Annotated in this window: 13 protein-coding genes; 9 read left to right on the top strand and 4 right to left on the bottom strand. The window is 43.7% G+C overall.

Going from position 1 to position 13,384, the window contains the following annotated elements:
• Positions 1–657, bottom strand: coding sequence for a glutathione S-transferase family protein (locus NOS7524_RS10690; protein WP_015138495.1), 657 nt, complete (start codon positions 655–657; stop codon positions 1–3).
• Positions 658–881: 224 nt separating this feature from the next.
• On the opposite strand from NOS7524_RS10690, the gene NOS7524_RS10685 reads away from it, so the two are divergent.
• Both NOS7524_RS10685 and NOS7524_RS10680 read left to right on the top strand, forming a co-directional pair.
• Positions 882–1,100 carry a hypothetical protein gene (locus NOS7524_RS10685; RefSeq protein WP_235622421.1) on the top strand — a complete coding sequence of 73 codons (219 nt, stop codon included), beginning with the start codon at positions 882–884 and terminating at the stop codon, positions 1,098–1,100.
• Positions 1,101–1,353: 253 nt separating this feature from the next.
• Positions 1,354–1,602, top strand: coding sequence for a hypothetical protein (locus tag NOS7524_RS10680; RefSeq protein WP_041555273.1), 249 nt, complete (start codon positions 1,354–1,356; stop codon positions 1,600–1,602).
• Here the strand turns inward: NOS7524_RS10680 and NOS7524_RS30940 are convergent.
• The gene (locus NOS7524_RS30940) at positions 1,583–1,705 is read right to left on the bottom strand and encodes a hypothetical protein (protein ID WP_268741992.1); all 123 of its coding nucleotides are present in this window, start codon (positions 1,703–1,705) and stop codon (positions 1,583–1,585) included. The genes NOS7524_RS10680 and NOS7524_RS30940 overlap by 20 nt on opposite strands.
• Before the next feature lie 108 nt (positions 1,706–1,813).
• Between NOS7524_RS30940 and ispG the strand changes: the two genes are divergently transcribed.
• Genes ispG through ctpC form a run of 3 tightly spaced genes read left to right on the top strand, consistent with a single transcriptional unit; the run spans position 1,814 to position 4,643 of the window.
• On the top strand, positions 1,814–3,040 hold the full coding sequence (gene ispG / locus NOS7524_RS10675) for a (E)-4-hydroxy-3-methylbut-2-enyl-diphosphate synthase (RefSeq protein ID WP_041555687.1): 1,227 nt from the start codon (positions 1,814–1,816) through the stop codon (positions 3,038–3,040).
• Positions 3,025–3,294 (top strand): hypothetical protein, encoded by a 270-nt coding sequence (locus NOS7524_RS29380; protein WP_041555272.1) that lies wholly within the window; start codon positions 3,025–3,027, stop codon positions 3,292–3,294. Before ispG ends, NOS7524_RS29380 begins: the two co-directional genes overlap by 16 nt.
• 47 nt (positions 3,295–3,341) lie before the next feature.
• Positions 3,342–4,643, top strand: coding sequence for a carboxyl-terminal processing protease CtpC (gene ctpC / locus NOS7524_RS10665; RefSeq protein WP_015138493.1), 1,302 nt, complete (start codon positions 3,342–3,344; stop codon positions 4,641–4,643).
• Positions 4,644–4,645: 2 nt separating this feature from the next.
• Here ctpC and NOS7524_RS10660 read toward each other — a convergent pair whose 3' ends face one another.
• Positions 4,646–4,831 carry a DDE transposase family protein gene (locus tag NOS7524_RS10660; protein WP_015138492.1) on the bottom strand — a complete coding sequence of 62 codons (186 nt, stop codon included), beginning with the start codon at positions 4,829–4,831 and terminating at the stop codon, positions 4,646–4,648.
• 52 nt (positions 4,832–4,883) lie between these two features.
• Between NOS7524_RS10660 and NOS7524_RS10655 the strand changes: the two genes are divergently transcribed.
• The 4 genes from NOS7524_RS10655 (at position 4,884) to NOS7524_RS10640 (ending at position 9,892) form a co-directional block, all read left to right on the top strand.
• Positions 4,884–5,660: a DUF4058 family protein gene (locus NOS7524_RS10655; RefSeq protein ID WP_015138491.1), complete on the top strand. Its 777-nt coding sequence runs from the start codon at positions 4,884–4,886 to the stop codon at positions 5,658–5,660.
• Positions 5,657–7,168, top strand: a complete 1,512-nt coding sequence (locus NOS7524_RS10650) for an AAA family ATPase (RefSeq protein WP_015138490.1) — start codon at positions 5,657–5,659, stop codon at positions 7,166–7,168. Before NOS7524_RS10655 ends, NOS7524_RS10650 begins: the two co-directional genes overlap by 4 nt.
• An 87-nt stretch (positions 7,169–7,255) precedes the next feature.
• Entirely contained in the window at positions 7,256–7,783 is a 528-nt protein-coding gene (locus NOS7524_RS10645) for an SH3 domain-containing protein (RefSeq protein ID WP_015138489.1), read from the top strand.
• Positions 7,784–8,314: 531 nt separating this feature from the next.
• Complete coding sequence (locus tag NOS7524_RS10640; RefSeq protein WP_015138488.1) at positions 8,315–9,892, top strand: peptidoglycan-binding domain-containing protein; 1,578 nt, start codon at positions 8,315–8,317, stop codon at positions 9,890–9,892.
• A gap of 173 nt (positions 9,893–10,065) precedes the next feature.
• Here NOS7524_RS10640 and sbcC read toward each other — a convergent pair whose 3' ends face one another.
• Positions 10,066–13,092, bottom strand: a complete 3,027-nt coding sequence (sbcC, locus tag NOS7524_RS10635) for an exonuclease subunit SbcC (protein ID WP_015138487.1) — start codon at positions 13,090–13,092, stop codon at positions 10,066–10,068.
• Positions 13,093–13,384: the final 292 nt, after the last annotated feature.

Here is a 13,384-nt window from a genome sequence, read left to right as displayed (position 1 = left end):
TCAAGTCCGGCGTTCGATAATTGCCTTGATGTTGGGGATAGCAGCCATCACAGCTTCCATGCTGGGAGTAGTGTTTTGCCAACTTTCCCGTGCTTCTAGTCGTTCTGCCCATGCTAATAAACGGGGGTACGTCTCAAAGGAGAAGCCAAACATGGGCAAAGAAGGAATTAATGTCCCAGCAACCACTTCTGCTAGGGTGAAATCTTCGCCAGCAAAGTAAGTTTGTTCTCCTAAAAGATTTTCGTAAAACTGTACAGCTGCCGCTATGCGCTGTTGGGCAAACTCTAACTTTTGAGTATCGGTGTCCAACTCGACTAATTGCCGAGTTAATAGCATAGTAGCAGGTTGCAACTCATTGAGTGTAATCATTTCTACCATACGAATTGTAGCGATCGCTTGCGGCTCACTAGGCATCAAGGATGGCGTGGGATACTTCGCTTCTAAATAATCTAAAATCGCCAGAGATTCCACCACGCGCAATACCTCATCCACTATCACAGGGACACGCTGGAGGGGATTAATGGCCGTGAAGTTTTCTTGAAACTGATCCCCATCTAGACTTACTAGACATGGCTCAAAGGGAATTTGTTTTTCCAGTAATGCCACCCAAACACGACGCGCATTGATAGAAATGGGATTGTAGTAAAACTTCAGCATTGCCACCCTAAGTTCACAACTACGCTCTTCACTATACGCTAATATCGTTCTCTTCTAGCTCGCAACAGTCAGGAGGATGGTAAAAGTGGCAAAATGAGAAAGTCAAGAAATGAATATACACTTTGGTTAAGAGAAGATTATTAAAAAACCCAATTTTGATTAAAATAAAGATGAGAAAACATACCTAGTTTTACTTGTATAACTCCACTCTTTTAGAATTAGGATTGGTAGGAGATCTGTTGCATATTCCAAAAAGTATTCAAGTCGGAGACAAAGTTTTAATTCTACGTCCAGCATATGTAGCCGGAAAGGTTGGCGTAGTTTGTGGGCGGGAGTCGCTTGCAGATGGACAATCAACCAACCGTTGGCTCATCCAAGTGGAGATGGAAAATATTGTGGTGTCATTAAACTCCCAGGAATTTCAAGTTCTTAATCCAAATTGAGGAAGGTTGATTGTTACCGTTAGTCTAAAGTTAATCCTTGACAAAAAATGTAGTGTAACGCCGTGTGCAACTTTCTCTCAAACCTAACCCCCAACCCCTTCCCTTGTAGGGAAGGGGAGCAAGAGCCAATTAGCTAATTATCAGCACGTTCCAGAGTTGTACATATTTCCAACGATAAATCAATGGTGATGTAGGTTATTTTCGCCACGGTTCAGAATTATTAAGTAAAGCGATAGACTCAATTCGTGGCATAGTGGAAATAGAACAAGCAGAGAGCGATCGCTCCCTAGAACGCACAGTTCAAATATTCGGTATCGGCTTTGGTAGCGGCGCAATTGTTTCTGGCGTAATCGTCCAACACATCGACAAAATCAGTCAACTCCTAGCAGCCATATCTCCTGATAACCAACCCCATCCCTTTGACGCATCTTTATTATTGAGTGTTTTAGCTACCGTGTTTTTTATTGGCGTGGGTTTGCTGCTCACCAAATCAAGAAGGTAGGGAAGGAGACAACAAAGACAAGGATTACCAGCAACGCATCACCGTAGTATTCATCAAAGAGCGATCGCCATTTATCTTTATAGATAGAGCGATCGCTATTCATATATTTTTCAGATCGAATGGTTCAAAAAAGCCCGTCCTATGGCAATCTGAGAGACAGAGGCTCATGAATTTTGATATTTTAGCTACAGCAAATCTCCCTAATAAGGTTATGCAAACTCTGCCGACTCCCGCAACATCCGCTACCACAGCAAATCAACCCATATTTGATACCACCATCAAACGCCGTAAAACCCGTCCGGTAAAGGTGGGAAATGTCACCATCGGCGGCGGCTACCCTGTAGTCGTGCAGTCAATGATTAATGAAGACACCCTAGACATTGATGGTTCTGTAGCCGCTATTCGTCGGTTGCACGAAATTGGCTGTGAAATTGTCCGTGTCACAGTGCCTAGTATTGCTCATGCCGTAGCGTTAGCAGAAATTAAGCAAAAACTCATTAAAACTTACCAAGATGTGCCAATTGTTGCCGACGTGCATCACAATGGCATGAAAATCGCCCTGGAAGTTGCCAAGCACATTGAGAAAGTGAGAATTAATCCAGGGTTATATGTGTTTGAAAAACCAAACGCTAACAGAACCGAATATACCCCAGCCGAATTTAACGAAATCGGCGAAAAAATCCGCGGAACTCTAGAACCTTTAGTAGTTTCCCTGCGCGATCAAGGTAAAGCCATGCGAATCGGTGTAAATCACGGTTCTCTAGCGGAAAGAATGCTGTTCACCTACGGCGACACCCCAGAAGGCATGGTAGAGTCTGCCTTAGAGTTTATTCGCATCTGTGAATCTCTAGACTTCCGTAACTTGGTCATTTCCATGAAAGCCTCACGAGTTCCAGTGATGGTAGCTGCCTATCGCCTCATGGCGAAGCGCATGGATGAATTAGGGATGGATTACCCCCTACATTTAGGTGTGACAGAAGCTGGTGATGGCGAATACGGAAGGATTAAATCTACAGCCGGGATTGCCACCTTACTAGCTGATGGTATCGGTGATACAATCCGCGTCTCTCTAACAGAAGCACCAGAAAAAGAAATTCCCGTTTGTTACAGCATCCTCCAAGCATTAGGTTTGCGGAAAACAATGGTGGAATACGTAGCTTGTCCTTCCTGTGGACGCACCTTATTCAACCTAGAGGAAGTCTTACATAAAGTCAGGGAAGCCACAAAACATTTAACCGGCTTAGACATTGCTGTCATGGGTTGCATAGTCAATGGCCCCGGAGAAATGGCTGATGCTGACTATGGTTATGTAGGCAAAACCCCAGGCTACATCTCCTTATATCGTGGCAGAGAAGAAATCAAAAAAGTGCCAGAGGATCAAGGCGTAGAAGAGTTGATTAATTTAATCAAAGCAGATGGACGTTGGGTAGATCCTTAAAGGAAGCAGGAGGAGATAAGGGAGTAAGGGGAGATGAGGAGGATGAGCAGGATGAGGGAGAATTTATTCTTCATGCCCCATCCCCAGTCCCCAGTCCCCAATCCCCAATCCCCAATCCCCAATCCCCAATCCCCAGTCCCCAATCCCCAATTAATAAACTTTTTGTAAACAGCAAACAGCTAGGTCGCCGGATTATAGATTATTTTGATGAAGTTAGAAATACATCTCGGTCGTTACAGTTTACCCTGTGTTAGATTGAGCATACTGACTATAAATTTTTCCCTCTGACGCAGCTGTCATTATGGTGATTACAAAAAGTAGGCTTGTTTTGGGTGCTACGGCAGTAACACTCTCCACGATCGCAGTTACTAGCCTTGGCATTCACTCTCGCGGTCAGGCGTTATTCAAAGCTAGTCCCAAGGAATTGGTAGACGAAGTTTGGCAAATCGTGCAGCGCCAATATGTAGACGGAACTTTCAATCAGGTTGACTGGGTAGCTGTACGTAAGGAGTACCTAAACAAGACCTACAGTAGTCAGGAAGAAGCTTACAAGTCCATACGGGAAATGCTGAAAAAGCTAGAAGACCCATATACCCGGTTTATGGATCCGCAAGAATTCAAGAATATGCAGGTTGATACCTCTGGAGAACTCACAGGTATCGGTATCACCATCAGCCAAGATGAAAAAACCAAGCAACTGGTAGTAATTGCCCCCATTGAAGATACACCTGCATTTAAGGCAGGCATTCTTTCTAAGGATGTCATCCTCAAAATAGACGGCAAAAGCACTAAGGGAATGGATACCAACCAAGCGGTATCCTTAATCCGAGGTGAACCTGGGTCAAAAGTAGTCTTGACTATCCAGCGCAACGGTCAACAAAAAGAATTTAAAATCACACGGGCGCGGATTGAAATCCATCCCGTACGTTTTTCCCAACAGCAAACTCCTGTAGGCAAAGTTGGCTACATCCGGTTAAATCAATTTAGTGCCAACGCTGCCAAAGAAATGCAGCAAGCCATTAGAAATTTAGAAAAACAGCAAGTAGATGGCTACATAATGGATTTGCGCGGTAATCCTGGCGGTTTGTTATTCGCCAGTGTGGAAATTGCGCGGATGTGGCTAGATAAAGGCACCATTGTTTCTACCATTGACCGCAAAGGAGAACAAGAACGAGAAGTAGCTAATGGGCGTGCTTTGACGAACAAACCCTTAGTCATCCTGATCGATAAAGGTTCAGCTAGTGCCAGTGAAATTCTCTCAGGTGCGTTGCAAGATAATAAACGTGCTGTCTTAGTAGGTACGCAAACCTTTGGTAAAGGCTTAGTACAATCTGTACGTCCACTAGAAGATGGTTCAGGTTTGGCAGTCACAATTGCTAAGTATCATACCCCCAGTGGGAAAGATATTAACAAGCATGGTGTAGATCCAGATGTCAAAGTAGAGTTGACGGATGCTCAACGTCAAGAATTATGGCTACGTGAACGGGACAAAATCGGCACATCAGCAGATCCCCAATTCGCTAAAGCTTTGGAAGTCTTGGGTAAACAAATTGCTGCCCAAAGAACACCAACGGCAGACACAAATCAAAACACCCAATTATAAATTTACTGGGGTTGGCACTTGCCAGCCCTAATTAATCCGATGCGGCGGGCGATCGCTTCCTCTGGCGAACTAAAAGGCCCCCACTGTTCAATAATATTTACACCATCGTCCCCAACTTGCTCGCTGGGGACGATTTCACAATTACCTGTATTTTGCTTGACAATATACCAAGTTTGTGCAGTAGTCATAGAATTAACAGATTGCTAGCATTAGCCTTAAGCACTCTATCATGACCAACCCATGCCCTCACCGTTTCCGGGGATGAACCCCTACCTGGAAAATCCAGAACTCTGGCCAGAAGTTCACAGTAGATTAATAATTGCGATCGCAGATGAAATCGCTCCTCAACTGCGACCAAAATACCGTGTAGCAGTAGAAAAACGCGTATATCAAATGACAGATGAAAATTCTGTTTTAGTTGGTATTCCTGATGTAGTTGTTGGACGTTCTCTGACGAATTCCGAAAAGGAACAATCTACACTTGCTGTAGCTTCACCACCAGCAAAACCTGTGACTGTTAACGTTCCCATACCAGAAGAAGTTAGGGAAAGCTATCTACAAGTGCGAGAAGTGGGAACAGGGGAAGTTGTAACAACAATTGAGGTACTTTCACCTAAAAATAAACGTCCTGGTGAGGGAAGAAAAGCATACGAAAGCAAACGTCAGCAAATATTAGGTAGCTTCACTAATCTAGTAGAAATTGACTTATTACGCAGTGGTGAACCTATGCCTATTGTGGGAATGCCGATTACATCAAACTATCGAATTTTGGTGAGTCGTAGTGAATACCGCCCCAAAGCAGAATTATATCCTTTTGAGTTGCAAGAACAAATTCCCACTTTTTTGTTACCCTTACGTCGGGGTGATACAGAACCAATAATAGATTTAAAAGTATTAATAGATGGTGTATACGATCGCGCCGGATTTGATTTAGCTATAGATTATACACAGGAGCCAGTTCCACCCCTTCCAGAAACTGATGCAACTTGGGCAAATACATTATTACAACAGCTATGAACTTTCGTGAAGAGTTTAAACTGCTACTACGCGCTCGCTACCCATTAATTTATATTCCCACCTATGAAGAGGAACGGGTAGAAACAGCGATTCGAGAAGAAGCTAACAATCAAGGTAATCGCCCTGTATATACTTGGGATTTTGTGGATGGCTACCAAGGAAACCCCAATGATGAGGGATTTGGACGGCGTAACCCTCTGCAAGCTTTGGAATTTGTGGAAAAATTATCAGCCTCAGCCCCAGCCATTTTAATTTTACGAGACTATCATCGGTTTTTAGATGATGTGGCGATCGCTCGCAAACTCCGCAACCTAGCGCGACTGTTGAAGTCGCAACCTAAGAATATTGTCTTGTTATCGCCCCGCATTGCGATTCCTGATGATTTAACCGAAGTCTTAACGGTTGTCGAGTTTCCTTTACCCGCCGGTAACGAAATTAAAACAGAGGTAGAACGCTTATTACAAGCCACTGGTAATTCTCTGTCAGGGAAAGTTATAGATGATTTGGTGCGTTCTTGCCAAGGGTTATCAATGGAACGGATACGCCGAGTTTTAGCCAGAGCGATCGCTACCCACGGGGAATTACAACCGGAAGACGTAGATTTAGTTTTAGAGGAAAAACGCCAAACTATCCGCCAAACCCAAATCCTCGACTTTTACCCCGCCACAGAGCAAATTTCTGATATTGGTGGACTAGATAACTTGAAAGATTGGCTATTGCGGCGCGGTGGTTCATTTACTGAACGGGCGCGTCAGTATGGTTTACCCCATCCTAGAGGCTTATTATTAGTAGGGATTCAGGGAACAGGTAAATCATTAACCGCCAAAGCGATCGCTCATCATTGGCATTTACCTCTACTACGGTTAGATGTAGGACGGTTATTTGCAGGTTTAGTCGGTGAATCAGAATCTCGCACCCGCCAAATGATCCAAGTGGCGGAAGCCCTAGCCCCTTGTGTGTTGTGGATTGACGAAATAGACAAAGCCTTTTCGGGGCTTGGTAGCAAAGGTGACGCAGGAACAACCAGCCGGGTATTTGGGACATTTATCACCTGGCTAGCAGAAAAAACCTCCCCTGTGTTTGTGGTGGCTACCGCCAACGACATCCAAGCCTTACCGCCAGAAATGCTGCGTAAAGGCAGGTTTGATGAGATTTTCTTTGTTGGCTTACCTACTCAAGAAGAAAGAAAAGCCATTTTTAATGTACATTTATCCCGACTGCGCCCCCACAATTTGAAAAATTATGACATTGAGCGGTTAGCATACGAAACACCAGATTTTTCTGGAGCCGAGATTGAGCAAACGTTAATTGAAGCAATGCACATTGGATTTAGTCAAAACCGAGATTTTACCACTGATGATATTTTGGAATCAGCCAGTCAGATTATTCCCCTAGCTAGAACAGCTGTTGAGCAAATTCAAAAACTGCAAGAATGGGCAGCTGCGGGGAGAGCGCGTCTAGCTTCCAAACAAAGTCCTTTAAGCGATACTTTCGGTAAGCTCCGCTAACATACCCCCATACAGTGGCAACAATTAGCGAATTCAAGGTCAATAGTCCATAATTCACAGTTAATGATTAATATGGACTATTGACTAATGACCATTAATGGTGATGAGGATATAAATATGCTTTCTGGTTTACTTAAATTTATATTGGGATTTTTATTAGCGATCGCGGTTTTAGTTGGTAGCGGTGTTGCTGTAGCACTCTATTTCATTAATAGAACAGCAATCCCACCTGCCAGACCGATTTATGCTAATGATAGTCCTGCCGTAAAAGCCCCAACTCCCCAAAAAACTGACGGACAAAATCCACCTACACCCACGCCTCAATCTACAACTTCACCTAGTCCAACCACATCTCCCTCACCCTCCCCTTCTCCCACAGCTACATCAGAAGCATTACCGCCAGGAGCCTACCGAGGACGTGTCACCTGGAATCAAGGCTTAAGCTTACGGGCTGAACCCACTCAAGATGCTCAACGTGTGGGCGGTGTTGGTTTTAACGAAAAAATTATCGTTTTGCAAGAAAACCAAGATAAAAGCTGGGTGAAAATTCGCACCGAAACTAGCCAACAAGAAGGTTGGGTAAGAGCAGGTAATATTGGACGTGAGAGTGAATGATTAAACCAATTCGCAATTCGCAATTCGCAATTCGCAATTCGCAATTCGCAATTCGCTTTTTCCGTGTTATGAAGGGGATTTAGACCCCACCACAACACTTGGGCTTGATAGAAGTCGGGGACTTAAACCCCTAAATTTTGTTAATTAGAAAGTTAATAGTCAATAGTTATGATTATCACCCTAGAAAAGTGGTATATTTTGATATAAGTTATATTTGCAACATTCAATGCAACTTACTTAATATAGGACTCCTATTTGATTCGTGTTGGTGTAGCCTGCGCTAACGCATAAAACACTCAATACACCTCTACTCCCTTCTTTCCTATTGCCTATTCTATTGATATCAGACAATAGCAGTATATTTTCAGTTTCCCTGTCAATGATCGCCTAGCATCCAAATTTCTTTGCTTCTCTGCTGGAATTTAACTGAATTGGAGTTTTTTCCCAAAGTTTCCGCGATGGTTGAACTCTTTTAGTACATCAAATTCCAGACAAGAGAATTTTTATCACTCAAAAAGTAGCAAGAAAATTATGGACACCATTAGTTATGTGCATCTAGCCTCAGTCTACGAAGCGTCTGAAAGCATTGAATTTGTTCCGCTCCAGATTAACTGGCAATTTTTACAATGGCGGAAATTGTCTAGTGTTGCCGCCATGCGTTTTTTATCAGTGGCGCTCACTATAGGGATTTTAAACATTGCTGAAGAAGCATTAGCACTTCAGAAAGTAGGCAGTAGTGGGGCTGAAGTTGCAAATATTCAAAGGTGTTTAAAAAGATTAGGTTTTTTTAACGGCCCAGTCACAGGTAAATTTGCTACTTTGACACAAAGGGCGGTGATTGGTTTCCAGCGAGCCAATAGATTAACGCCTGATGGTGTAGTTGGTAGCGGTACACAAACAGCTATCCAAAGAGCTTGTCAGGTTGGAGTTGGCAGTAGAAACACTAGCGTCGGATTACAGTTTGGTAGTAGAGGCGCGGCTGTTTCCCAACTACAACGGAATTTGCAGCAGTTGCGTTATTTTAATGGCCCTAACACTGGCTATTTTGGCTCAGAGACTCAGCAAGCAGTTATCCGCTTTCAACGAGCTTCGGGAATCACGGCTGATGGTGTTGTTGGTTCTAGAACTGCACAAGCCATCAGTAATGCTGTGAATGGAGGTAATGTTGGTGGTGAATATCCTGTTCTGTCTGAAGGTAGTCGTGGACAAGCTGTCACTAGACTGCAACAGCGTTTACGGCAGTTGGGATATTTTAATGCTACACCTACGGGCAATTTTAGAGGTCTGACTAGAGATGCTGTCATAGCCTTTCAACGCCGAGCCGGACTTTCGGCGACGGGGGTTGTGAATCGTCAAACGTGGAATGCCCTAGAGGGTATTTCTTCAACACCAAATAGAAACAGTCTGTCGTCCTCACAAGTCAGAGAATTGCAGCAACGACTGCGGGATTTAGGATATTTTAATACCAACCCTACTGGTACTGTCGGTAATATCACCCGTAATGCTATCATCCAATTTCAGCGAGATAACAGACTAGCGGCTGATGGCATTGCTGATTTACAAATATTAGAGGCAGTACGTAGAGTCAGGCAAACTAGATCCCCTAATCAGCTCAGTAGAGATGTTCTGTTTGTCGGCGACAGAGGTGAAAATGTCAGAGCAGTGCAACAGCGTTTAACAGAGTTGGGCTATTTTGATGGTAGTATAGACGGCTACTTTGACGAATATACTAGAGCATCTGTAGCTAGTTTCCAGCAAGCCTATCAAATCAACCCAACGGGGAGGGTTGATTGGCAAACATGGCAAGCATTAGACTTTAATAGCGTTAATACTCCCATCGCTGTCAATAATTTCAATAACTTTAGCAATCCTATTCCTGTAGATAATCGTTCTAATCAGTTTGGCAATAATCGCTATGTGGTAGTAGTGCCAATTACCAATCCCAATACTCTCAATCAGGTGCTACGTTATGTACCCAATGCTTTTGTCGCTAGATCCAATTTAGGCAATTATGTCAATGCTGGCGCATTTAGCGATCGCTCCTTTGCCGAGCAAAGATCCAGAATGTTACGCTCCAATGGTGTAGATGCGAGAGTGCAGTATTTCTAGGAGTGGGGAGTAGGGAGTGGGGCGTAGGGAGTGGGGGAGTGGGGGAGCAGGGGAAGATGTAGCTTGCTTCCCGTAGGGTGGGAGTGAGGGGAGTGGGGGAAGATGTAGCTTGCTTCCCGTAGGGTGGGAGTGAGGGGAGACAAGGTAGAATTTTTACCCAATCCCCAATCCCCTCAAGTTAACAACCGAACTTGAGAACCTTGTTGATTTTTATTCACCTCGATTCTGGCTTGGAAAGCTTCCTTGAGGTGGGGCATATGGGTGACGGTGAGGATGCAGGCAAAATCATTGGCGATCGCATTAATAGCAGCAATCAGGCGATCGCATCCTTCCGCGTCCTGTGTCCCAAAACCTTCATCTACAATCAATAATTGCAATGCTGCTCCAGCTCTTTGTGCTAATAATTTCGCCAAGGCTAACCGAATTGCAAAGTTAATTCTAAATGCTTCCCCACCAGAGTACGTCTCATAGGCGCGTGTGCCTCTGGCATCGGCAATTAAAATATCTAAGGTGTCAATTAATTTGGCATTTTTCTTGGTAGATTTGCCGTGTCGTCCTGCCTTTTGGGTAATAAATTGTACGTGTAACTGATTCCCACTCAGTCGGGAAAGTAATTGATTTGTCTCCGCTTCTAATTGAGGTAACACATTCTCAATCATCAAAGCTTGGATGCCATTTTTACCAAACGCTTGCGTTAATTCCTGATATACTCGATGTTGTCGTTTGCATGATTGCAGTTGTTGCTGCTGTTCCTCATACTGAGTTTGCAGATTTTCTAGTTGCAGTACCAACTGTTCTAAACGCCCCAACTGACTGATACATTCATCAAGTTGTCGTCTGCGGGTGGCTATTTGTTGCTCTAAAGCTTGAATCTGCTCAATGGGATTGGCAGATGCAGCTAACTGTTGCTCAATGCTGGTAATTTGGGTAGCTAGTTGTTCACGCTCTTGCAATCTGGCGGTTCTAGATGTTGCTAAATCTTGTAATCGCCCTTGGAGTTGGGGATATTGTTGTTGGGCTGATACCAATTGCTGATAGCGTAATTGCCAAGATTGGGCTTGACGGAGGGCAGTGCGGAGGTTGTTGTGCTGCTCAGAACTATAGCCAATTTCGTTGATTTGCGCCTCCAAAGCCTTGATTTGTCTGGCACAGTCAGAGTCTATTTGCTCTTGCTGGATTCTCGTTTGTAATTGAGTGATTTGGGCTTGTAATTCTGGTTTACGGGCTGCTAGTTGGGCTTGACGTTTAGCCGCGTCTTTGATTTGCCCTTGTTTAATTTCTGCCCACCGCCACCTTTCTACTTCGCTTCGCGCCAGAGCATGGTCTTGCTCATTGTAATTCAGTTGTTGCAGATATTGTTCTAATTGTCGGAGTTCGGCTTGTTGGGCTGAGGCGTAATCACCAGCTTGGAGCGATCGCTCTAGATGTTGTCTTTCGGCAGCTAATTGCTGTAACTGTTGTTCTGCGTCACTGGTAGATTGTAATTGCGCGGCTAATTGTCCTCTTTGCTCTCTTAAGGTGTCATAAACTTGCAATTTCTGGGCTATTTCCCGGTATTCTTGCCTCAATAGTTGAATTTCTCTATCTGAAACCGCCATTTGTTCCCGAAATACCCACAACTGCCCCTCAGTCTCTTTGTACTCATCTTTGGTTTTGTCTACTACCCGATTCCAATGATGTTCATCCAAAGGGCGTTCACATAATGGACAGATAGCATCGGGATGACGCAGCATTTGCAATTTCTGCTCTAACTCTCCCAATAATCTTTCATATTCCCGGTGTTGAGCTTGCAGACGTTCTATAAAGTGTCGTCTTTCTTGTCCTTTTTCCTGAACTCGTTGCAGATAAACCCGATCCTTCTCCATTTGATCAATCTGCATTGCGACTTCCATCACTGCTTGTTGCAGTTGGGGTTGGCGTTGCGAAGCTCGTTTGAGTTGGTTTTCTGTAGCTTGTAGCTGTTCTAGTCGCGCTACCAACCCAGCATGAACCCGATCTAAATGACTTTGTAAATTTTGTCGTTGCTGCAATAAAGGCGCAACTTGCATCTGTAGTTCATCTAAATGAGCTAGATGACGACGGGCGGCGGCGAGTTGGGCTAAGGCAGATTCAATTTCCCCGGATTTAGCCAGGGTTTGGTGAATTTCTTGCTCTTGCTGTTGTAAAGCTGCCAGTTGTCCTTGAACTTGTTGTAGTTGCCTTTCTAACTCGTGAATTTGTTTAGTGAGTTGTTGCTGTTTTTGTTGCCGGAGTGCCGTAGCTTGAGTATGTTGTTCAAATTTCAGGGCGAAGGCTTCTTCTTCCGATTGCAGATTTTGATAATGGGCGTAGCCGTTTTTTATCTCCGTTTCTTGGTTGAGTAAGGCTGTTAATTGGGCAATTTGACTTTGTAATGCTCCTTGCTCTTGTTGTAGGCGATCGCAATCTTGAGTTAAATTTTGATATTGCTGCCTGACAAAGTTCAGCTGTTGTTCCCAATTTGTACGTTGATGTTGGACAACTTGCAAACTTTGCAGTTGAATATTGTCGAAAGCTTGTATTTGTTGTAGTTTGTTAATTTCAGCTTCTAATTCTGCCCGTTGAGCTTGAGTTGTCTGGCGTTGTTGTAACTGAGTTTTAATCGACTCCAAAGAACGCTCTAGTTCTTCGGCTCTAGCTTTACATTGCCGCGATAATTCTTTAGCTCTTTCCTCTAATTGATCATATTGATTGAGCTTGAGTAACTCTGCTAAAATCTCTTTCCTTTCGCTAGGACGTTTGAGCATGAATTCATCTGCACGTCCTTGACGCAAATAAGCAGAATTAATAAAAGTATCGTAATCTATCTTAATGTATTCTAAAATCAATTCCTGGGTGGCTCGGACTCCCTTAGCAGTCAGGGGACGAAACCCAGAGGGCGTTTCAATTTGAAATTCTAAAACCCCAGCCGCACCCCGAACTCTAGTGCGGATGATGCGATATGTTTGTTGGTTGTTTTGGAAAGTGAAATCAACCCTAACTTCTTTAGCACCAGAATGAATCACATCGTCTTCAGCAGCAGCTCGGCTTTCACCCCAAACTGCCCATGTAATTGCTTCGAGCAGGGATGATTTACCCGCTCCATTAGCACCACAAATACAAGCCGTGTGCAAACCCCGAAAATCTACAGTCGCATCACGGTAACTCAGAAAGTTTTTGAGGATAAGTTGTACTGGGATCATTCAGGCTATATCGCCACATCTACATTTTTTTAACTAGCAGTACAGATGCACTCTTTGATAGTTTAGCTAGGTGTTTATCAGCTTTCTAGTCTAGAAGACCGCAAATTTACAAAAATTTACATTATTGATGAGTGAATTTTTCTGGTGAGACAAATTATTTTTACTCTCTATAAATGAAAATTCAATTTGCTCAACATCAAAACATAGTGAAAATCTCTCCTCCACTTGTGGAATTCCAAAGATTAGGAACTACCAGAAATTAAATTATTTCATCCCCTACACCTTAAAGCCA

The organism is Nostoc sp. PCC 7524, from assembly GCF_000316645.1.
In the GTDB taxonomy this organism is placed as follows: Bacteria; Cyanobacteriota; Cyanobacteriia; order Cyanobacteriales; family Nostocaceae; genus Trichormus.
Note: the sequence above shows the minus strand (reverse complement) of the source record. Positions and strands in the feature narration are given on the sequence as shown.

What these genes read in the sequence shown, in the direction of transcription:
- NOS7524_RS10645 (WP_015138489.1), top strand. Translation starts at nt 7,256, where the DNA reads ATGACCATTAATGGTGATGAGGATATAAATATGCTTTCTGGTTTACTT.
- NOS7524_RS10655 (WP_015138491.1), top strand. Translation starts at nt 4,884, where the DNA reads ATGCCCTCACCGTTTCCGGGGATGAACCCCTACCTGGAAAATCCAGAA.
- NOS7524_RS10660 (WP_015138492.1), bottom strand. Translation starts at nt 4,831, where the DNA reads ATGACTACTGCACAAACTTGGTATATTGTCAAGCAAAATACAGGTAAT.
- NOS7524_RS10640 (WP_015138488.1), top strand. Translation starts at nt 8,315, where the DNA reads ATGGACACCATTAGTTATGTGCATCTAGCCTCAGTCTACGAAGCGTCT.
- NOS7524_RS10650 (WP_015138490.1), top strand. Translation starts at nt 5,657, where the DNA reads ATGAACTTTCGTGAAGAGTTTAAACTGCTACTACGCGCTCGCTACCCA.
- ctpC (WP_015138493.1), top strand. Translation starts at nt 3,342, where the DNA reads ATGGTGATTACAAAAAGTAGGCTTGTTTTGGGTGCTACGGCAGTAACA.
- NOS7524_RS10690 (WP_015138495.1), bottom strand. Translation starts at nt 657, where the DNA reads ATGCTGAAGTTTTACTACAATCCCATTTCTATCAATGCGCGTCGTGTT.
- ispG (WP_041555687.1), top strand. Translation starts at nt 1,814, where the DNA reads ATGCAAACTCTGCCGACTCCCGCAACATCCGCTACCACAGCAAATCAA.
- NOS7524_RS30940 (WP_268741992.1), bottom strand. Translation starts at nt 1,705, where the DNA reads ATGAATAGCGATCGCTCTATCTATAAAGATAAATGGCGATCGCTCTTT.
- sbcC (WP_015138487.1), bottom strand. Translation starts at nt 13,092, where the DNA reads ATGATCCCAGTACAACTTATCCTCAAAAACTTTCTGAGTTACCGTGAT.